Source organism: Indolivaga alginatilytica (assembly GCF_003201355.1).
GTDB lineage: Bacteria > Bacteroidota > Bacteroidia > Bacteroidales > Dysgonomonadaceae > Dysgonomonas_A > Dysgonomonas_A alginatilytica.
In genome coordinates, this window is the sequence record NZ_QICL01000001.1 from 405,355 (window position 1) to 427,964 (window position 22,610).

The 22,610-nt window shown below is 38.0% G+C and carries 16 protein-coding genes; 7 read left to right on the forward strand and 9 right to left on the reverse strand.

Features of this window, described 5'->3' with window-relative positions; all coding sequences use genetic code 11:
• The first annotated feature begins 13 nt into the window (after nucleotides 1-13).
• The 4 genes from CLV62_RS21975 to CLV62_RS01810 all read left to right on the forward strand — a co-directional run bounded on the left by CLV62_RS21975 (nucleotide 14) and on the right by CLV62_RS01810 (nucleotide 3,480).
• Entirely contained in the window at nucleotides 14-1,183 is a 1,170-nt protein-coding gene (locus tag CLV62_RS21975) for a hypothetical protein (RefSeq protein ID WP_245903958.1), read from the forward strand.
• A 79-nt stretch (nucleotides 1,184-1,262) separates the two neighbouring features.
• Nucleotides 1,263-1,823 (forward strand): Crp/Fnr family transcriptional regulator, encoded by a 561-nt coding sequence (locus CLV62_RS01800; RefSeq protein ID WP_110309063.1) that lies wholly within the window; start codon nucleotides 1,263-1,265, stop codon nucleotides 1,821-1,823.
• A 56-nt stretch (nucleotides 1,824-1,879) separates the two neighbouring features.
• Nucleotides 1,880-2,905: a saccharopine dehydrogenase family protein gene (locus tag CLV62_RS01805; RefSeq protein WP_110309064.1), complete on the forward strand. Its 1,026-nt coding sequence runs from the start codon at nucleotides 1,880-1,882 to the stop codon at nucleotides 2,903-2,905.
• Nucleotides 2,902-3,480 carry an NAD(P)H-dependent oxidoreductase gene (locus CLV62_RS01810; protein ID WP_110309065.1) on the forward strand — a complete coding sequence of 193 codons (579 nt, stop codon included), beginning with the start codon at nucleotides 2,902-2,904 and terminating at the stop codon, nucleotides 3,478-3,480. The genes CLV62_RS01805 and CLV62_RS01810 overlap by 4 nt, the downstream gene beginning before the upstream one ends.
• A 24-nt stretch (nucleotides 3,481-3,504) precedes the next feature.
• Here the strand turns inward: CLV62_RS01810 and CLV62_RS01815 are convergent, their stop codons facing one another.
• Nucleotides 3,505-5,154: a TPM domain-containing protein gene (locus CLV62_RS01815; protein WP_170119994.1), complete on the reverse strand. Its 1,650-nt coding sequence runs from the start codon at nucleotides 5,152-5,154 to the stop codon at nucleotides 3,505-3,507.
• A 295-nt stretch (nucleotides 5,155-5,449) separates the two neighbouring features.
• Here CLV62_RS01815 and CLV62_RS01820 point away from each other — a divergent pair, with 295 nt between their 5' ends.
• The 3 genes from CLV62_RS01820 to CLV62_RS01830 all read left to right on the forward strand — a co-directional run bounded on the left by CLV62_RS01820 (nucleotide 5,450) and on the right by CLV62_RS01830 (nucleotide 8,077).
• Nucleotides 5,450-6,034 (forward strand): C40 family peptidase, encoded by a 585-nt coding sequence (locus tag CLV62_RS01820; protein ID WP_110309067.1) that lies wholly within the window; start codon nucleotides 5,450-5,452, stop codon nucleotides 6,032-6,034.
• Nucleotides 6,035-6,300: 266 nt separating this feature from the next.
• Complete coding sequence (locus CLV62_RS01825) at nucleotides 6,301-6,999, forward strand: hypothetical protein (RefSeq protein ID WP_110309068.1); 699 nt, start codon at nucleotides 6,301-6,303, stop codon at nucleotides 6,997-6,999.
• A gap of 109 nt (nucleotides 7,000-7,108) precedes the next feature.
• A complete protein-coding gene (locus CLV62_RS01830) occupies nucleotides 7,109-8,077 on the forward strand; it encodes an Ig-like domain-containing protein (RefSeq protein WP_110309069.1) in 969 nt (322 codons plus the stop codon).
• A 92-nt stretch (nucleotides 8,078-8,169) separates the two neighbouring features.
• Here CLV62_RS01830 and CLV62_RS01835 read toward each other — a convergent pair whose 3' ends face one another.
• The 8 genes from CLV62_RS01835 to kbl form a co-directional block, all read right to left on the reverse strand.
• Nucleotides 8,170-9,549: a Gfo/Idh/MocA family protein gene (locus CLV62_RS01835; RefSeq protein WP_110309070.1), complete on the reverse strand. Its 1,380-nt coding sequence runs from the start codon at nucleotides 9,547-9,549 to the stop codon at nucleotides 8,170-8,172.
• 53 nt (nucleotides 9,550-9,602) lie between these two features.
• Nucleotides 9,603-11,045, reverse strand: coding sequence for an alpha-L-fucosidase (locus CLV62_RS01840; RefSeq protein WP_110309071.1), 1,443 nt, complete (start codon nucleotides 11,043-11,045; stop codon nucleotides 9,603-9,605).
• A 114-nt stretch (nucleotides 11,046-11,159) separates the two neighbouring features.
• A complete protein-coding gene (locus CLV62_RS01845; protein WP_110309072.1) occupies nucleotides 11,160-13,277 on the reverse strand; it encodes a glycoside hydrolase family 2 protein in 2,118 nt (705 codons plus the stop codon).
• 60 nt (nucleotides 13,278-13,337) lie between these two features.
• Nucleotides 13,338-14,495, reverse strand: a complete 1,158-nt coding sequence (locus CLV62_RS01850; protein ID WP_185144239.1) for a glycoside hydrolase family 88/105 protein — start codon at nucleotides 14,493-14,495, stop codon at nucleotides 13,338-13,340.
• 170 nt (nucleotides 14,496-14,665) lie between these two features.
• The gene (locus CLV62_RS01855; RefSeq protein ID WP_110309074.1) at nucleotides 14,666-18,772 is read right to left on the reverse strand and encodes a hybrid sensor histidine kinase/response regulator transcription factor; all 4,107 of its coding nucleotides are present in this window, start codon (nucleotides 18,770-18,772) and stop codon (nucleotides 14,666-14,668) included.
• Nucleotides 18,773-18,847: 75 nt separating this feature from the next.
• Nucleotides 18,848-19,954 (reverse strand): fibrobacter succinogenes major paralogous domain-containing protein, encoded by a 1,107-nt coding sequence (locus CLV62_RS01860; RefSeq protein WP_110309075.1) that lies wholly within the window; start codon nucleotides 19,952-19,954, stop codon nucleotides 18,848-18,850.
• Nucleotides 19,955-20,233: 279 nt separating this feature from the next.
• Nucleotides 20,234-21,178, reverse strand: coding sequence for an NAD-dependent epimerase/dehydratase family protein (locus CLV62_RS01865; RefSeq protein ID WP_110309076.1), 945 nt, complete (start codon nucleotides 21,176-21,178; stop codon nucleotides 20,234-20,236).
• Nucleotides 21,179-21,297: 119 nt separating this feature from the next.
• On the reverse strand, nucleotides 21,298-22,488 hold the full coding sequence (kbl, locus tag CLV62_RS01870; protein WP_110309077.1) for a glycine C-acetyltransferase: 1,191 nt from the start codon (nucleotides 22,486-22,488) through the stop codon (nucleotides 21,298-21,300).
• Nucleotides 22,489-22,610 lie beyond the last annotated feature (122 nt).

The window sequence follows — 22,610 nt, forward strand, 5'->3', positions numbered from 1 at the left end:
CTTTTACTTCTATATGAAATCCAGTAGAATTAAAAATAATATTCAATCTCTGAAATTAAGAACTAAGATTTTCTTAATCCTGCTAATCCTTTTTCTTGGATGGATAAGCATATTACAATTTCAAACATATAAATACCCTGATGTTGAAAATATTGATAAGCGTATAAACTATCTGGAAAGAGTGATAAATCAACCGTTAAACGGAAACTCCGAAGTCACACGCTTAGGTTATGAAAATCCTGAATTTACGCTTTTTACATACGCATATTCAACGTACGCTTTCACCAATCTGGCCATAAAGGATTCTACATATAAACAACGTGTTGTACCTCTGATAAAAGAATCTATCCTTAAAGTACTCGACTCTAAGATTACTTCTACATACAGCGTCGACAGTACTTTTATACTGAAGGATTCTATACCCGATTATTCTGTATTATATTTGGGGCATCTTAATCTGATGATGGGTTGTTATCGATTATTATCAAAAGATAGCACATTCAATAACCTGAATAACAAAATTTCGGGATCTCTATTCAAACGATATAACGAAGCCAAGTTTTTCAATTTAGAATCTTATCCTTCTTCTATATGGATACCCGATAATAGTGTAGCAATAGCATCACTTAAACTACATAGCACTAATACCAAAAGCAATTATAGTTCAGCTTGTACAGATTGGGTTAACTATCTTAAGCAACATTATATAGAAAAAGAAACAGGTGTTTTATATTCTACTCTTGACTCAAAAAGCGGTAAAGCAATAGAAGAGCCCAGAGGATCGATGCTTGGCTGGAGCATTTTATTTATATATCAATTCGACAGTCAATTTGCAATTGAATTATACAATAATTACAAAAAGAATTTCAGTAATGACTTTCTAGTATTCAGACTTTTTAGAGAACGAAGCGAAAACAGAGATACAAGCATAGGAGATATAGATTCGGGTCCTATATTCTTAGGATACAGTATTCCTGCAAACGAATTTGCATTAGGAGCATCTAACTTGTCTGGAGATTATAAAACCGCTAAGAAGCTGGAGAGATTAATCAATTTCGGTACATCACAGATTGAAGATAACAATGAATTTAAATACAAAGTAAAATTTACAGAGATGAATATCAGTCCAATGGCAGAAGCACTTGTTTTAAATTCTTTGACTATTACAAAATGGGTAGAATAAAAAGCTTTCATAGAAATACACTACTTTTACTTAATATATTAATGAACTAAAAAGTCAGATTGAACTGTTTGTATATAAAATGAAAAAACATTTCGCCTCCCTCAATATACTATCGCCCGAAGAATTAAATAGAATAGACCCTTTTCTTTCTCAGAGAAAAATCAAGAAAGGAGAATTTCTTATTCAATCGGGTAATATTTGCAAAGAAATAGCATTTATAAGATCGGGCGTATTACGCTCTTATTTTATAGACGGAGATGGTGAAGAGCTTATAAACTGCATTACTTTTGAAGGAGAACTTATGTCTGCATTCTCCAGTTTTATAACACAAGTTCCCACTAATGAAAACATCCAAGCTATTCTTGATACAGAAATAGAAGTGCTGCAAAAAACTGATCTGGACTATCTTTATCAGACAAGTGCCGAATGGCAGAAATTCGGAAGAATACTTACCGAAATGCAATACTTGAAACTTGAAGAACGTATTATTTCATTTCAAAAAGACGATGCAACAAAACGTTATATGCTACTCGAGAAGAACAATTCAGAATATGTAAAACACATCCCTTTACACTATATTGCATCCTATCTGGGCATATCTACCCGACACCTCACCCGAATACGAAAATCTCTTTTATAGACATTTGTCCTAAATAAGAAAGTCATATACACCCTATTTTTGCATAAAAAAAAGAGATGCAAAAGAATATCCTAATCATAGGCGGAACGGGACACATAGGCTCATTGGTAAACCGTATATTAAAAGATAGAAACCCTTCCTTCCAATTATTTACTGGTAGCAGGAACAAAGAATGTGATAAACTACCCCATCCTGTTTACATTGATGTTACAGATATAAGTAGCCTCAGTAATATATCGGCAAATTCGATAGACCTGGTTATATTATCGACCATAGATGCGGACAACAATGTGCTTCAATACTGTATAGATAAACATATAGATTATCTGGATGTAACAAAACCTACACCCGATATACAAAACACCTTAAAGAGTATCGAAAATAAGTCAATCAACAGCAGGATTGTTTTTGCTTCGGGATGGATGGGAGGAATTGCTTCTGGCTTAATATCTGCTCTCGAACCTGATTTCAGGAATATCGAACAGGTTCAAATAATGATTTACTATTCACTAAACGACAAAGCAGGTAAAAGTGCAGCCGATTTTATGGCAGAAGATGTATGTAAAACATTCTCTGTCTACAAAAATAATTCGCCCTTGGCAGTAAAGCATTTCGAGAATAGCGAAAGCTATCAATTCCCCTTTCAACTAGGAAAATATAAGGTATATAATTTCAATATACCCGATCTCTTGATTCTTAATAAAACAGAGAAGATTCCTTCCGTTTCAGCCAAGATAACATACAATTCGAAACTCGTGTCATTTCTATTAAGAACAGCACAGGCTTTGAACTTCTTTAAGCTCCTATCTTTAGAATCCCGAAAGAAGCTATTTCAATCAAGCGGCAATGGCGACAAAACAGCCTTTGACATAATCATTACAAATAAACGTAAAAAAGAACAAACCATCAGCATTTTATGTACCAAAGGGCAAGCAGAATTAACAGCCTTTTCTATAGCTTTACATAGCGAAAAATTGTTCTCTGAAGACAGTGGTATCTATTTCGGACATCAAATATATAAGGCTGGAGAACTTTATGAATTATTGAAAGTAAACAAAGATATTACAATAGAGAAAAGATGAAAAAGATACTTATTATAGACGGTCATCCCAACAATGAGAGCCTCAATTTTGCATTGGCAAATGCATACGAACTGGGTGCAAAAAATAGTGGTGCAGAGGTAAAAAAGATAAGGATAGCCGATCTCAATTTCTCACCCAATCTACAATACGGTTATCAGAAACGAATGGAACTTGAACCCGATCTGCAAGAAGCCTTCGAAGCCATCAAGTGGGCAGATCATTTGGTATGGGTGCATCCCGTTTGGTGGGGAGGTTTGCCTGCTATCGTAAAAGGATTTATTGACAGGGTTTTTCTTCCCGGATTTACTTTTCGTCCGATTCCCGATTCTTGGAAATGGGAGAAACTATTGAAAGGTAAAACAGCGCATATAATCACCACACTCGATCAGCCCGCATGGTATTACGGATTGGTATATAATGCACCAAGTGTAAATCAACTTAAGAAATGTACGCTTCAATTCTGCGGAATAAGTAAAGTAAAGGTTACTTATATAGGTGTCCTCAAAAATTCGAATGAAGAGATACGTAAGAGATGGATTGCAAAAATAGAAAAATCGGGACAGAAGCAACAATAAAACCGAGCTACTACCCTACCGATTCTACTTTATGTATTTACTTACTCTCGGATCACGTTCTGAATAATTCTTTATCAGCAAATCGAGTCCGCGATTAAAAACAATACGCACCGCAGCAGGATCAACAATCCCATATAATTCATCCAGATAAAGAGATACTCCTTCGCTACCCAGCGAATGGGCTATCTCTTCGTTTGTATATTCTCGTAGGGAACGCATATAATCAATCATTTCGAGCATCATTTTTTCATGCTCATTTCGGGGAGAAATAGGTTTAAAGACTTCATCTATCCGAGTCATAGTAACAGGTAGGCTTCCCGTATTATCGAGCGTCCATCCCCTATCTACAGCACTTTCTATTGGCTTAGTTAATACTAATCGAGGCAATACCTTCATTACAACATCAGCTATTGGAGAAGCGGAAGGTTTGGCATGTACCTTATTTTCTTCTTTCTTTTCCTCCTTCTTTTCAGGTTTAGAAACTGCTGTCTGAGTTACAGCAGGTTTATTTTGTCGGGCAGTAGGTGTCGGTTTCTTTTCTGATACAGGCTTATTCGCCACAGGTTTATGATTTGCCGTCTTATTTTTCTTTTTCAAACTATCTTTGAAAATAAACCAACCGAAAGCAGCCGGAATACCCACTCCTAACAACATGGCTCCTATTTTTTCCCACATCGACATTCCATCCAAAGGCGCATCACCATTAAAATGAGCAGATAGTGCTGGCAACGATTCCTGCATCGCTCGTTTATATTGTCCTGCCTTGTTTAGAGGCAAAGCATACTTATTAATCAGATTCTCCAATGCTTTATCCGACAATTTTTCTTTATCAATATTGCTAAATATCCAAACACCTTTCGGATAAAAGACAAAGATGAGATCAGCATCCAAGTTCTTAAATTCAACCGCCATTTGCTTATCCTTATCGCTGTCTTTTTGTTGTAGCAAAGCCCGTCCGAATACCGAATCTTCACCCTCACTGTTCAGAGTAGTTATCATAGCTACCTTAATAGTTGTACTATCTTGAAAACTCTGAATCAAAAGGTTTATTTCCGCTTCATCTTGAGGTGAGAGTACATTTCTGTAATCTCTTACACTTCCATCAAAAAATCGAGAACGAAGCGAATACAGCAACTTTTCGATAATAGCCGACTGTGCCGAATTAGGCGCATCACTCAGGTATTTATTATATTCACTTTGTAAACGGTCTATTTTCTGAGAAGTAATAAAAGGTGCGATAACAGTCGAATTTCTATTACATAAAATATTCAACTGGGGAGCTGCAAACACCTTATTGCGAGGACGTATTAAAATCACAAAGTCATCCGAATAATCTTTTGATTCGGAAATATACCATTTATCATCAGTCACCGACGATCTGAATGCTCTGAAAAAAGGAGACTTTACAGAATAGTCATTTTGAGTAACTACATAGATTGAGGGTAAAATTTTGACCGAATCTTTAAGATTCTCTATCGCTTTATTCAAGTCTGCTGCCTGCTGAATTGTAAATAGCTTCGAGTTGTCTCTTACCCATTCAAAAACGGGTTTCGCCGGAGCGGCTCTTCGCTTTTTAGGTGCTGCATAACCATCTAAACAAAGAAGCAACAAAAGGATAAATATAAAACAGATACGCAATCTACGCATTATCAGTAAATCGTTAGTTAAAGTCAAAGACAGGAGATGTTCAGTCCTTATATTTGAATATTTCTCATATAAGGCACAAAAATAGATATTTATAAACAAAAACACTAAAATAAAATACACTCCCTTATATTTTAAAGAAAGCATCAATCTTGGTTAGCTAAGAGTATTGATAGTCAATGATGTTAGTTTAACATCAAAATGCTCATAATTAAGAGATCGACATATAATAAGACACAATTTAAGAGAAAATAACTATTTAGGGGTTGCACAAAAAGATCATATTCTTTACTTTTGTTTCAGTCCAAAATTTAACAATTTACGAATGCAGTTTAGAAACTTCTCTATAAAAACAATACTCGCCGGATTAAGCTTTATGCTGATCTGCGTTACACTATCCGCTAAGGAGAAAAAGAACGAGACAGAACAAGAGCAAACTCCTAAAGTTAGTACAATAGAAAAGAAAATTGGTCTTCCCCTTCCAAACGACAGTACAATCTTATCCCTTTACAGCGAAGCTGTTACATGGCTAAAAACTCCCTATCGCAGAGGAGGAACAAGTCCTAAAGGAATGGACTGTTCGGGATTAACGACTACCATTTATAAAAATGTATTCGGGATAAAACTTCAACGCAGCAGCAGAGATATATCGGCACAAGATGTAAAGGATGTAAACAAAGATGACCTTAAACCCGGAGATTTAGTATTTTTCGGAACATCATCCAGAAAAGGAAAAAGAGTAAATCATGTAGGTATATTTTTAGGCGATCGTCGTTTTATCCACTCATCCACATCTAATGGTGTGATTATAAGCAGTCTGGATGAAGCTTATTATCGTCGCACATGGATTAAAGGAGGAAGAGTTAAACAGCAGGAGAAAATCTCAATACAAAAAATTCCAACTACATAATATATAGGAAAAGTTAAACTAAAAACACGCTGAGGAATCAGGGTGTTTTTTTTTATTTATTGCTAACTTTAATCTATATTCGCATTATAAAAGGGAGAGAAAAACCACAAGAACAGTCATACAGGATTAAGTATGAGACTTTAATATTACTTTTACTGTTTTCTTGAAACAAATTCGTTAGAATTAAATGATATAACAAACCTATTTTAAGGCAATTATCACAATTAGGTCTTTAATATAAGTTATCCGTCGAATGTAAAAAAATTATGCAAGAAGAGCTAGAAAAAACTGTAAATGATATAAATGAGCATTGTCCGATTCAAATAGATCAGACTACCCGCCTTGATGGCTGCGAATCGTTGCCAAACAATACCTTCCGATTCGATTTTACGTTCCTGTTTATAGATGCTACTAAAATAGATGCTCTAGAATTCAGAACTCAAATGAGAGATATACTCCTCTATAATATACAATGCAATCCACAGATGGCACTTCTAAAAGAGAATCACGCCACATTTATATACGATTGTGTTGACGAAAACAAGAACTTACTGGGTAAGATTACAATTACCCCACACGATTACTCTAAACCTGCTAAAAAGCCCGGAATATTCGACCCTACAACCATTACATCCGACAATCTACAAAAAGTATTGCAGGATATAGTGAAGAAAACAAAGAAGCAACTGCCTCTTTTCACCGAAGAAAGTGGTATAAGCATGGTTGATTGCAGTACATACAATAAAACGCTCGAATATACTTGTAAACTACTGAATGAAGATGTAGCACGTTTCGACAGTATTTACTTTAAAACAACAGCTGTACCGGCAGCAGTTCAATCTTTAAAAGACAATCCCGATATGAAACATTTTGCCGAGCAAGGCGTTTCTATCCGAAACATATATCTTGATAAGCATAATAAATATCTCTGTTCGATAGATATATCCCCTGAGGATTATAAATAATATTGTAAGCCCTTTTACATTTTTAGCAACCTCTTAAGAGAAAGAAATTTTCTCTTAAGAGAAAGTATTGAGAAGAATTTTTAAAACAATAACTATAATCTAACAAGCAATGAAAAAACTGATTTATCTACTAATTCTCCCTTTTATTTTAATTAGTTGCAGCAGCGACGACGACACTCTCCACTCAGTCACTATAATAACGCTGGAACAGCCCGATAAAAATATTTATATAGGAGATGAATACCAATTAACAGTATCACATGCACCTATTGAACTTACTGCCCCCACCTATACATGGGAATCATCCGACCCCAATGTGGCAGAGGTAAACAATCAGGGGAAACTAACAGCATTAAAAGAAGGAGAGACAACAATTACTGTTAAAGCTGCCGATCTACAACTGAATTCGGAGCTAAAAATAAAAGTGTTGCCTATAAAAGCTACATCTATTACAATGAGTAAAAAAGAGGTAGAAATAATAATAGACGCTCACCACACTCTTACCTACGAGATTGCTCCGAAGAATACCACCAATACTGAAGTAATATGGAAATCTTCTAACGAAAAAGTAGCAACAGTAAACGACGGAAACATTAAAGCCCTATCGGTAGGTACGGCTACTATTACCGTTACAATAGATGGTATAAGCGACGAATGTGTGGTAACTGTGCCCAAAACTTTATTCAGATACAAATTTGGAGCTACAATAGAGCAAATTAATCCTACTGTTAAAATTTCGAATGACTTTGCCTACAATTGGGCTGATATCAGTGGAGAGAATCCCCTTAGGGCTTTTGTATTCAAGAATAATAAACTTACCGAATTATGGAATTGCTACGGCACCGATAAAATGTTATCGCGCGACTATGAAAATTTTTTACAGGAAGTCAACTCACTTAATCCTCCACAGGCAGTAACATTAGAAAACAATTCTGACCGATACGCTCGTTTATCCAAGAATGTAGATGGACTAACATGGAAGAACGGTGATTATAATATACTGATCAAGAACGGAGAAATATCAATCAGAAATACTCCTTATCCTATGTTGATAATACAATACACCGAAATAAAATAGATCATTTTATAAATGAATACAGACAAAAAGAGACGCTAATTACTTAGCGTCTCTTTTTTATATCATTGTTAGAATAACAGATTGTTTTATCCTTATTCAGCAAATTTCAAACCTTTGATTTTGTTCCATCCACCACGAGTGAAATCAGGAATCTCAACAGACACAGAACCTTTATCCAAAGATATTTCGGTTAAAGGAATAAGACAGCACCATTCCGCCAAGTCATATACATCCATATCTAATGGAAGACCTTTTTGAAGGCAATAGATCAAACGGTAATCCATGATAAAGTCCATACCACCATGTCCACCTACTTGTTTTGCCTGCTCTTCGATTCCTTTAGCAATAGGATGTTTGTATTTTTCCATCAATGCTTTTCTTACATCATCGGGAACAAAGCTGTGAGCCGTTAATTTTTCGTGATTAGCTGCAACTTCCGCACTTATTTCGCTCTTATCCAATGCAAAACCTTCTACCGGATATTTATTTGCGAAACCTTTAGTACCGGTCAATTGGTACATACGGCTGTAAGGGCGGGGCGATGTTACGTTATGTTGAATCTGAATTGACTTTCCGTTTTCGGTACGAATCATAGTCATCGTATGATCTCCATTGCGGAAATCTTTCACTTCTCTACCTGTTTTTTCTTTTATAAATGCAGGGTTACCAATAGCTTTTGTATCTACTGATACCAGGAAGTTCATTTTATCACCACGGTGAATGTTCATCACCTGACAAACCGGACCGATTCCGTGAGTTGGATATACATCTCCACGATGTTTCTCGTTGAAATCCATACGCCAGTTATTCCAGTATTGATCCCAATATGGTTGAAGACCGTGAATATAAGCACCTTCACCATGAATTACTTCACCAAACAAGCCTTGTTGAGCCATATTTAGAGATGTAAGTTCAAAGAAGTCATACACACAGTTCTCCAGTTGCATACAATGTTTACGGGTTTGCTCCGAAGTATTTATAAGTGCCCAAATTTCGTCCATAGTCATAGCCGAAGGTACTTCAATAGCTACGTGTTTACCGTCTTTCATCGCTTGTACACCAATCTTGGCATGGCTCAACCAGTCTGTTGCAATATAAATAAGATCTACATTAGGTAGAGCCGTTACTTTGCGCCAGACCGAAGTATCACCATAAAACTCAAGAGCTTTTGGCTTTCCTTGTTTTGTCAGAATTTCATTGGCTGACTTTGTATTCTTTTCCAACACATCACATAGAGCTACAACTTCAACTCCGGGAATATGTGTCATACGATTCACAGCTCCGGGACCACGCATGCCTAGTCCGATAAAAGCAACACGAACGGTAGGAATCGGAGCAGTTGCTAAACTCAACACATCTTTCTGTCCGGCTGGACGAGGAGGTGCAGGGGTTTTTATCATTTGAGCCGAAACAGTAGTCGAACCCAATAAAAAACTCGTTATCAGCAATAATGCGAAAAATTTGTTTTTCATAATCAATAAATAGTTAAATAATTAAATAAGTTTTTCGGTTATTTATTATCAAATCAGGTTATTGCCTGTTGATAGGTATCTTTATCGTCATCACTTTGCGAAATCTCCAATACGATAACAAAAGGTTGCCCCGATATAAAATCGGCAGGTATAACTAGATTATACAGGCTGCTGTTTTGTTTGTTACGTCCTGCGTTTACAATATCAACACCTTTTTTATCGGATAGAAAATACGCTTTAACAGGTTTTACCCCGCCTTTCGCTATCTCCAGATTCAACATATTATTAATAGGGCGATTAAAAACAGTCAGATATATTTTATTATCCTTTCGGGTGAAATATCCCCAGCCTTGCTTTTTCAGATTGACATACGAACACCCATAAATGGCTTCGCTGTTTATCTTCATCCAATCTCCTATTTCTTTCGCCAGCTTAGTTTCCTCGGGTCGTATATTTCCTTTCCCGTCGGGTCCGAAATTCAAGACAAAATTACCATCCATCGAAACGGATCGTACAAGCATGTCAATCAAATCGAACGAAGTTTTCACATAACCTCTCCATTCCGAATGGTATCCCCATTGGTTTTCGGGTATAGTCATCACACAATCCCAATCGTTACCGTTTACATCGGCAATAGAATTGGGCAGATCACGTTCCCACCCTTGTTCATAATCTCCCATCAGATCACCGTTCGAATCGAAGTGTCTTTTTCCGTTTTCATCCGCTCTGAAACGGCTTCCTATTATTAGTCCGGGACGCATTGCCCTCATCTCTTTTTCAAGATCGTCGGCAAATTGAACCTGCTCTATCCAAGCTTTATCCCATGTTCCATCAAACCAGAGTCCCTTTGCCGTAGGATAATCAGTCAGCAACTCTATCAACTGATTGCGTGTAAACTGCTTAAATTCTTCATAAGCAACTTTTTCCTCAGCCGTTTCGGGTATTGCACTCCTATATCCTTTTTCGTGCCAGTCGATAATCGAAAAATACAGATATACATCAATACCTTCTTTATCATAAGCATCTACAATCTCTCTCAGGAGATCTTTCTTATACGGCGTATTTTTTATTGTATAATCGGTATATTTACTTGGCCAGATACAAAATCCATCATGATGTTTTGTCGTAATGATCATGTACTTGGCACCCATATATTTGGCTTGTTTTGCCCATTGCTTTGCGTCGAAGTCGGTCGGGTTAAACTCTTTATAGAGATTATCATAAGCATCTTTAGGCATTTCTTCCCACGAACGAATCCATTCGGCCGCCCCCGGATAATACTTGCCTTGCCAATGACCTCCTGCTATGGCATAAACTCCCCAGTGAATAAACTGACCTAAGCCATGCTCTCTCCACTTTTGCATTTCGGCATCTGTTCGCTTTCCTAAACGATGAGCTCCGTGTTGTAACGGTATTGATGATCTTTTAGTTTGGGCAAAACTTTGTGCAAATACAATATTTAATACAAGAATAATCAAAAATACTATTTTTTTCATAAATTCTAACTTAAAAAAAGGAATACTTTCACTGTTATCGATTATCAGTTAACAATTATCGGATATTAATCGACTCGCACATTGTTGACTGCTGATTGTTAACTGTTGACTATCTTATAATCCGATATGCTCGTTTTTATTTACCTTAGGTTTATCTTTATTCAGTCCTTTATTTTCGCCCCCTGCATAATTCCAAAGGATTTTATCCTCGTAAATCGTCCCCTTGCTTAAAGCTTTTACTTCGATGTTATTTACGCCTTCTTTGAGTTCTACATTTTCGAAAATATAATGAACATCCGTTGTACCCTTCGTGTATTTTTTAACTTCAACCCCATTTACAAATAACTGGGGTATACCAATATTGGAATAAACAGTAACAGGGGTTATTTTATTCTCTCTTTCGGTTGCTCTTCTTTGCGTAAGATACAAGACAGGCTCTTTGCTCCAATTGGCCTTGTACCAATAGAAAGGGTCTTTTTTCAGCTTACGGTCGAAAGTTACCAGCCCCTTCATGTTACGGGCTTCAACACCACCTTGCGAAGTGGCAGGTGTAGCAAAATCGAATGTATTCCATAGGTATGAAGCCAGTAAATAAGGATGCTTGGCAATATACCCCCACTGAATCTCGTGGAAGCGTGTTGCAAATGTTTCGTTGTAACGTTTGTCGAATCCGCAACAATCGCCCACATCGCCTACCACCTCATCCTGATGATAGATATTGGCTTCCGTTCCATATTCTGCTAACATTATTTTATATCCGGGATAATTTTTCTCCATTCCTTCAATCCAGGGTTCCATATCCTGAATTGTCTTCTCGTACCACCCGAAATAACGGTTGATACCCTGTATATCAGCATTCATATTGACACCATGCCCCGGATCGCCATAACCGTTTACCGACACGGTATATCTGTAAGGGTCTTCCGACTTTGCCAAATCGTGTAATTCGGCAGTTAATGAAGCCGTATAATTGATAGGTGTATATACTTCGTTGTGTACTCCCCAAGTATAAATGGAGGGATGATTGTAATTCTGGCGGATAAGCTCTGTCATTTGTTGTTTGGCATTATCGGCTTCTTTGGTGGAGACTCTGTTTACAAAAGGAATTTCGGCCCAAATCATAAAACCTATACTATCGCATTTCGAATAAAAATATTCCGATTGCTGATAGTGTGCCAAACGAATGGTTGTTGCACCTGTTTCTTTTATCATAGCCAAGTCTGTATCGTGCTGTTCATTGGTTAATGCACTGCCCAACTGCCACCAGTCCTGATGGCGACAAACGCCATACATAGGTACTTTTTTACCATTGAGATACATCCCATCCGCAGCTTTCAACTCGAAATGCCTCAACCCTAAAGGCTGAATAACTTCATCGATAACCGATCCGTCCAAAATAATACGGGTTACCACTTTATACAGGTAAGGGTCTTCCAGACCTTGCCATAAATGAGGTTTTACAATTGTAAAGCTCTGTGTAAAGAACTGCCTGCCTTGCGGCAATACATTTACGTTTGCTTCCTTCTTTAACTTCAAATTACCTTCCATATCATAGATCGTGGTTTGCAGAAGTATATTTCTGGCATCGACATTCTTGTTTTCCACCTTGATTTCCACATCTACATCTGCCGATTTGCCTGTCACATTTTTTTGTGTGATATAAATACCGGGCGAAGCATAATCGGTTACGGTAATATTTACTTTTTCGGTTACAATAAGATGCACCGGGCGATAAATACCTCCATATACAGCAAACAGGGTATTGTTAACCGGTACAATATCGGGACGAGGGGTATTGTCTACCTTCACCAATAACTCGTTATTCTCTCCAAACTTCAGTAGTTTTGTGATTTCAATCGTAAATGCGGAATAGCCTCCTTTATGATTGCCTGCAAAGACACCGTTTACATACAACTCCATTACGGTAGACACGCCTTCGAAATTAAGAAAGACACGTTTATCGCTCAATGAAGCATCGGGTCTGTACGTCTTCTTGTAGAAGGCTTCACCCGCATAAAAGTTATCCTTGTCATTCTGCATATCCGTGGCATTCCATGTATGGGGAATGGTTACCTCCTGCCACCTTTGGTCAAAGCCCGATTGAAAAAGTATAGGATCTGTGGGAAAAGGACCTTTCTTGAATGACCAACTATCGTTAAAAGTCTTGACATCCCTTGCCGTTATTCCCATCACAATGGACAGGATTAGAAGTAAACCGGTTAATCGTTTCATAGTATGTATCTTTTTTGTTTATCTACTTTATTTCATCATAGGTATTACATTTTCTGACTTTTACAGATTTAATTTATAAATTTCCGTTCCTGCCAGAAGTAAAGCTCCTACCCCGTAAACAGCAGTCATGTCTTCGGTTACTTGTTTTGGATCAGCACCTATAGGCTGTACCCAGCCTAACTTACCGTCCTCAGCTATTGCCGAATTGAGAGCCTTCCATGCTTTATTTAAAGAGGGGAAGTATTGGTCTTTATTTAATAAATCTGTATTGATACCATATGCCAAAGCATAGGCTATAAGAGCTGTAGCACTGGTTTCGGGCGAGGGGTATTCGTTCGGATCAAGCAAACTTGCATGCCAGAATCCACTTTCGGATTGTAAACCGACCAATGCACCAACCATTTCGGAGAAAAGATTTTCATAAAAAGGCCTGAACTTTGAATCTACAGGTAAGGTCTTTAGGATATTAACCAATCCGGCTACAACCCATCCGTTACCTCTTCCCCAGAATACCTTTTTTCCATTGGCTTCTCTTTTCTCAAAAAAGCGATTGTCTCTGAAAAACAATTTGTATTCTTTATCGTACAGATAATTATAGGTAAGCTTAAATTGCTGATCCATAAATTCGGGATAATCTTTATTGCCTGTCAATTGAGACAATTGTGCATATACAGGCGGAGCCATAAACAAGGCATCGCACCACGTCCACCCCGGCTTGGTGCCATTTGCAAGATCCGAACTCGGAGGGTTTGCCATAATCCAGTTTGCACGATTCAAAGCAGACTCCATCATCTCCTTTTTCTTGAATACACTATACATATTCAGGTAGAATTGCCCGATACACAGTTCATCGGCATGATACAAGCCATATCTGGGTATATCCTTGAAATTAGAAGGTATCTGCCAATTGTTATCATCACCAATCTTCGTGAGCCATTGATAATATTTCGTGCCATTATCCGACACTGCCGCCCACTCCGCCATACCGAGATAGAGGGTAGCATTGGTCCACGAATCTATCCCAAAATCATGCAGGTAGCTTGCGCTACCTGCCTTTGAGTAATTAAAATGATTCAATTGCCAATCAGCAACTTTATCAAGTGTAGTTTGTAAAGTCTGCCTGTCAGGCATTTCGGTAATTGATTGTGCCTTGCATTCAGAACTAAGGTTAATAATTGAGCATGCCATTATCAGGCAAACGATAGTGTTTATTTTCATAGTAGATATGCTGGAATAAAAGAGGTCCGATAATTATTAACCAAACCATCTTTTGATAAATTATTTGCTAAAGATGTATAGCAAAAGTATTCCTTCCTGTCTGCTTTGACTTGCTCTATCTCGTTTTTATTTTGCTTTATTTGATTTATAGCATCCAAAAACGTGTTTATTTACTCACTTTTACCTTTTTTATGCTTAGCGGCGAAAGCTGTAGGTGTATCGCCAAATTCTTTTTTAAATGCACGTGTAAAATAAGACTGGCTTTCGATTCCGATCTGTTCCATTACATCACGCATCGAAATATCTTCTTCCACAATCAGGCGGGCTGCTTTGCGAAGACGATAGCTTAATATAAATTCGACAATCGATTTATCTGTCATGCTCTTCACCTTTGTATAGAGCTTACTGCGGCTCATCGAGAGTTCCGAAGCTATATAATTGACGTCCATCTCGGGTTGGTCTATTTTCTGATCGAGTATTTCGACAAATCGCTTTAAGAATTTATTATCCTGCTGATTTGTAGATAGCTCGGAACTGTCTACAAAGTAATTTTTGGCATAATATTCTTTGAGCTGCTGCTGACGCTTCAGTATATTCTGAATAGTAAGCCTCAATAAATTAAAATCGACGGGTTTTTCGAAATAAGTATCCGCTCCCGAGTCTGCCCCTTCTATTTTGCTTTCCAAACCGGTTTTGGCTGTCAGCAAGACAAAGGGAATGTGAGATATGTTCATGTCCTCCTTTACTTTCCGGCACAAGGTTATCCCATCCATTTGCGGCATCATTATATCACTGACTACCAGATCGATCTCCATATTTTCGAGCATATTAAAGGCTATTAAGCCGTTAGCAGCCTGCACTACTTCATAATAAGGGAATAACGATTCTGCAATAAGGTTACGCAGATCATCATTGTCTTCTACAATTAATATTCTCTTTTTGTCACGTAGAAGTACATCCTCCTCATTAGTTGTAATGTAATCGGGGGTTTCCGAACTCTCCCCTTCCTTGTAAATGGGTGCTGTTGCCGTATTATCAACCTCTGACTCACGCTCTATAAATTCACATCCCTCATAGCTGTCAATATCGAAAGGAAAACAAACGACCATATCCGTTCCTTTTTCCCTTTCACTGTAGATACTGATCGAACCTTTATGCAGCAAGACCAGACTCTTCACCAAAGCCAGACCTATACCTGTACCCAGATGTGCATCGAAATTGACAGTTTTCACTTTATAGAAGCGTTCGAAAACACTTTCGATGGAGTCTTTAGAAATGCCGATACCCGAATCGCGAACAACAATAGCGTATGAATTCCTGAATTCTCCGTTACTACTTATCGTAAAGCTATCCGGATATACCGATTTGAAATTGCTTGGAGACGAGTATACTTCGAGGCGTACACAGCCGCCATCTTTTGTATACTTAAAAGCATTATTCAACAAATTCATTATTATTTTTTCCATCACCTGCCGGTCTCCATATACGGTCGGAACAATCCGGGGATCGATGAGTACATCAAATTTAATATGGCGTTGTCGGGCATAATCCTCAAAATCAAAAGCCAGCTCTTTAATAAATGTAGTAAGGCCAACCGATTGAATATGCAGTTTCATCTTTCCGTTTTCTACGGTTCTGAAATCCATTAACTCATTTACCAGATTCAATAACCGTTGGGCATTATTGTTCAGTAAATGATAGTAATATTCTTTCAAACCCTCCATTCTCAATTTTTCCAAAGCGGCTAATATCAGAGACAAAGGTGTCCTGAAATCGTGCGATATATTGGTAAAGAAACGGAGTTGCGATTGATGAATCTCTTCTTTATTATTTTTATCTACCTCATCGAGGTAAATTTGCAGTTTAAGCTTCTTCTGCTGATTATAATAACGTAATACTACACATGTTATACCAGACAACAGTATAAAATAAAGGACGTATGCCCACCAGCTGAGCCAAGGTGCAGGCAGTCGTTTTATTTTAATTATAGTGGGTGTTTCATTCCAAAGTCCATCGTTATTGGCAGTCATTACTTCAAACGTATATTCGCCGGCAGGAACTTTAGAATAAAAGGCGGTGCGGCTCGAAGCATCTACTTCAATCCACCGATCGTCATAGCCTTTGAGGCGGAATCTGAAACGATTTTTCTCGGGTATCAGGTAGTTATCGGACGAAAACTTAAATCCGAAATTGACCTGAGTATAATCAAGTACTATTTCATCGGGAAACGCATCTGTTGTGTCCTGATCCGAACCTTCATCCAAATTGGGCTTTACTGAGATATTATTCACCAGAAAATCAGAAATAATCACTCTCGGCTTGAATGTATTGGACGATATTTCTTGGGGGTTGATCCGGCTAAATCCATTTGACCCTCCGAAATACAAACTGCCGTCTTTGCTTTTGAACGACGATAACGGATAATAAACCTGCCCCTGTACACCATCTTTCTTATCGAACCGTAGAAACCTGCCATCCGCAGGATTATACCTGAACAATCCATTGTCGGTACCCATCCACATGTTGTTTTCGTCATCGGCACAGATACTGTAAATGGAGGAAGCATTAAATTTCAAAATATCATCATAAATATTAAATGACAAGGTCTTCGTGTCGTATTTTATAAGTCCGTTCCCGATTGTACCTATCCATATATTATTGTGGTTGTCGGCACAGACTGTCTGAGCATTGGGATAAAAAGATTCCTTTAAAGTAACTTCGGTGATCGCATGAGTATCTACATCCATCCGATATACTTTTTTATGTGTAATAATCCACAGATTGCCCTGTGAATCTTTACATATATCGTATATGTAGTAATTACTGTCCGCCTCGTCAAAATAATAATGGGTAAACGCTTTCTCCTTAAACGAGAAGAAAGAGACTACAAGTTTATTCATCTGATAGGCAACCCATAGACCCGAATCGGCTTCAAGCACTATTTTACGAAAATCGTTTGACAAAAGGCTGTTATTGTTATCCTTTTCTTTCTTGAAATGAGTAAAACGGTTGGCTTGTACATCATAACAGTCCAATCCTCCCCTGAACATAGAAATCCATAGATTATGATCGGGTGCCATCACCAGCGATTTTACATTATCATACGAAAGGTTATTTGCTGCTGAACCTTTTCTATAATAAGTAAATTGCTCGGTCTGTTTATCCATACGGTTCACTCCCCCTCCTTCCGTTGCAATCCACAGATACTTAGCATCTTCGGCAAAACCGCTTACTAAATTATGGTTTAATTGTCCGGGAACGGCGGCATAGCTTTTAAAGTTTACTTTTTCATCCAGATTGACATAAGACAACCCTCCCGAGTAAGTACCGATCCATAGATTTCGCTGGCTATCTTCGGTAATTGTCCAGATCGAATTATCGGGTAAACTGAAAGGCTCCGACTTGGAATGTTGATAGAGTGAATGTTTTTTAGTTTCGGGATCGAGAATATACAGACCTCTCTGGGTACCGATCCATATCTGTCCGTTTTTATCTATGAGGAACATCTTTGCCAGAATATGTTCATTATCCTGCTGATAAAAAAAATCGAAGTGCTTTTCTACATGCCATGTACGAATATCAATCTGATAGAGTCCCTGATCGGAAATCAGTATCCACAATTTATCTCCTTCTCTGCGAATCATTTGTATATATGCAGCAGACGGAAAAGAAAATACATGTTTTACTTCTTTTGATGAGTAGTTATACTCGTATATTTCACCCACAACAGATGATAAGAACCAAGACGATCGATCCCCATCATAAGAATTAATCCGTAATAAAGGTTTACCGTTGTAGTTTATTGTCTCCCATTTTTTCGTCCGGGCATCAAACATCAGCACCAGACCTTCTCTGTTTACCCAGATATTGTCATGAACATCTACGTTCACCTTCAAAATATTCTCATCGAGTAATAAGGTAAAAGAATCGGATGTGTTGTTATACCGGTACAACCCGTTATTGGTAGCAACCAGCAATCGCCCCGAAGCATCGGTAGCCATAACATTAAAAAGCCAGCGACTCGATATATCCAGATCTTTGAAATAGGTATAGTAACGTTTATATTGATAGCCATCGAAACGATACAAATCGTTGTCCATCAGTATCCATATAAAACCATTTCTATCCTGTTGTATTGATTTTATGCCGTCATAATAAAAACCGCCTTCGGGAGAGAATGTCCTGAATCGATAATCATTTTTGCCACTTACCGAAAAGGGGCATATCATTAGTAATATATGTAAGAAGAATATCTGAAATAAAAGATACTTTCTCATGTGCTTAGATAATAAAAAATAAGATTAGGCTAACTCTAAGAAACCGGATTTCAAACTAAGGCTTCCAGGTATTTATCATGGAGAAACAGTATATTGGTCTTGTACACAACGTACCGAAAAACGGAAATTTAAATTACCGCTACCAAAGGTCGAAAAAGTAGATCCACTAAAACTTAAATACCGATATGCACCAGCAGGGGCAGACGTCCACAAATAAGCAGAAGTAGAAAAAGCAACTGCATTGAGCCCATCCTCACGTACCCATCCAGCAGGAAGAATATTAAAACCCGAAATCGTAACAACCGGATCATTCTGCCCCCATTTATAAGCAACTCCACTATCGGTCGTTTTATAAGTAGCTCCTACATTTCCCCGTAATTTGGCACCAAGGTCTGTTATACCCAATGTTGTTGTCAAATCCGTCCAATCTTGTACTGAGGCTAAGTGCCACCCTTTAGGGCAAGCTACCATTGCCTGATTCCAGGTATAGAACAAACCGAATATGGAAACAAAAGCCTCATTGGTCATAGTTTTCACTATACTATTCTCTGTATAAGTTACATTTCCCGAAGGCATTACCCCAAATACTCTGACCTGAGCTAGAGGCATTACAGTACCGTTCTTTGCCGGATTGAAACGCACGCCGTCCACAGGGTCTATACAGCTACCATCAGCTTTGCGAATGGCACGTAAATTTTGAGTCATCCAACGCTTTGTACCAAACACTTGCGTAGTATATTTATTTCCTTCAAAATCGGAAAGAATCCCTGTCACCGTATTAAACGATGACCGATCTACTCTCTCTGTAGTTCCTCCCAAATATTCCCACACATCGCCATCCCACACATAGATTCCTGCAACAATAGAAGCACAAAGATCACTTGCATTATATACCGTTAGCCCGATATGAGCTTTTTTATCCAATATTCCTTTATCGAATCCAAGACTCTGAGCTAAGTCTCCATCAACTGATCTGAGTAGAACACGCGGCATTGCCACGCCTCTGGTAGAGGTGGTTTTTCCATCCGATCGTTCATCATCTGTCTCAAACTCTTTTAGTTGCAACAGAGATCCCGGGGCAGCCAACTTATCCGAGCCTATAGTTACCTGAGCAAATAACAGATTATTCCCCAACAGGAATAAAACTGAGAAGATTATTGATTTTATAGCAATCTGATTCATCTGTTTTTAATTAAGTCTCAAACCTCTTTTATATATTAACAAGTATAATTCGACCTCTTATAAGTATATAACAATTCATTTGATGTTTATCCTTATTTAAAATAAAAAAATAGAGAAGAAATAAATAACTTCCATTCTTTTATTAATTTTAAATTAAGACAGATCGAATACCGACAAAGATATACTAACAGATTCTGTTATAAAAGGGTTAGTATAAAAAAAAGAAAAGTACACCCTATTATTTAGGTATACTCTTCTTTTTTATCCATATTTTAAACCTTACTTTAGTCGGATTTCTTTTATAATATCCAAAGTCATGGCATCCAAGTCATAATCGGGTTTCCAATCCCATTCAGCCCGTGCCTCTTTATCATCAATACTATCAGGCCACGAATCGGCTATTTCCTGACGATAATCGGGTGCATAAGATATCTTAAAATCGGGAATCACTTTTTGTATCGACTCAACCATCTCTTTAGGTGTTACGCTGAATGCCGCCAAATTGTATCCCGTTGCATTTTGCAAGCGTGATTTATCTGCTTGAAACAATTCGATAGTTGCCTTCAGGCAATCGGGCATATAAATCATAGGCAACATGGTGTCCTCTCTCAAGAAGCACTCATACGCCCCCTTCTTCACTGCATCGAAATAAATAGCTACTGCATAATCGGTAGTACCTCCTCCGGGTTGTGTTTTGTGACTTATTACTCCGGGATACCTCAACCCTCTGATATCCATGTCGTATTTAAGGTTATAATAATCTCCAAGCAACTCAAGAGCCACTTTAGTAACCCCATACATGGTAGTAGGGTGAAGGATCGTGCTCTGAGGAGTCATCACACGGGGTGTATCGGGTCCGAAGGCAGCAATAGAACTGGGAACAAGTACTTGTTTTATCTTTTTTGCTCTTGCAACTTCAAACACATTTACTGTTCCGTTGATATTGACATTCCAAGCCAGTTGTGGATTTTTTTCGCCCACTGCCGATAGTATTGCTGCCAAGTGTACAATACCGTCAATTTCGTATTTATCGATTGTTTCGGCTAATAATCGAGTATCTAATACATCCAACTGAACAAAGGGTCCGCTATTCAATAAATCGGGACACACTTTAGTAGACAAGTCAGAAGCAATAACATTGTCGTTACCATATATTTTGCGAAATGCAAGAGTTAGTTCAGAACCGATTTGTCCTCCGCAACCCGTAAAAAGTATTTTTTTCATAGTTAATTAAAGTAATATCAGTTATCAGTAAACAGTTATCAGTCAGCAGTAAATAGTTTTCAGTTACGAGTTACTGGCTTATAAGATTTGTATATTCGCAACCTGTTGACTGTTGACCATTAACCAATCACTCCAAGTTCTTTACCTACTTTAGTAAATGCGGCAATACACTTTTCGAGATGCTCTCTTTCGTGTGCTGCCGATAGTTGAACCCGTATACGTGCTTCTCCCTTAGGCACAACGGGATAATAAAATCCTGTAACATAGATACCTTCATCCAAAAGTTTGGCGGCTACCTGTTGCGAAAGTTTGGCATCGTATAACATTACTGCACAAATAGCAGACTGAGTCGGTTTTATATCGAAGCCTGCAGCTTTCATTTCAGAAACAAAATAGTCGACATTGGCATGAAGCTTGTCCTGACGGTCGTTACTTTCGTCCATCATTTCGAACATACGGATACCTGCACCTGCAATCATCGGAGGGATAGAGTTCGAAAATAAATAGGGGCGTGAGCGTTGACGCAACATGCTGATTATTTCTTTCTTACCCGTTGTAAAACCACCGATAGCTCCACCAAATGCTTTACCTAATGTACCGGTTATAATATCGGCTTGTCCTTTACAGTTATACAGTTCGGTTACTCCACGACCTGTTTTGCCGACTACTCCTGCCGAATGGCTTTCGTCTATCATTACCAAAGCTTCGTATTTGTTGGCAAGCTCCATAATTTTATCCATTGGAGCTACGTTACCATCCATCGAAAAAACACCATCGGTAACTATTATACGGAAACGTTGTGCCTGCGATTGTTTAAGGCATTCTTCCAGCTCTGCCATATTTGCATTGGCATATCGGTATCTCTTTGCTTTACAAAGACGTACACCGTCGATAATGGATGCATGATTGAGAGCATCGGAGATGATGGCATCTTCTTCGCCAAGCAGGGGTTCAAACACACCACCGTTGGCATCGAAACAGGCCGCATACAGAATTGAATCTTCTGTTCCGAAAAAGTTGGCTATTTTCTGCTCCAGTTCTTTATGAATATCCTGAGTACCACAGATAAAACGTACCGACGACATCCCGAATCCTCGTTTATCCAATGCCTCTTTGGCTGCATCAATCAGCTCCTGATTATCGGATAAGCCCAGATAGTTGTTCGCACAAAAATTAAGAACCTCTTGCCCCGATTGCACCTTTATACGGGCACTCTGAGCAGATGTAATAATTCTTTCATTTTTAAATAATCCTTGTTCCTCGATCGACGTCAATTCGTTTTGTAAAAATGCTTGAAATTTTCCGTACATGACTTTATTGCTTATAGTGAATATTTAAGGTTTGATAAAAATAAGGAGAATATTCAAATGCGAAATATCTCCTTATTTTCTCTATTTTTAAGATCAGCGATCTAATCTAATTCTTACTTGTA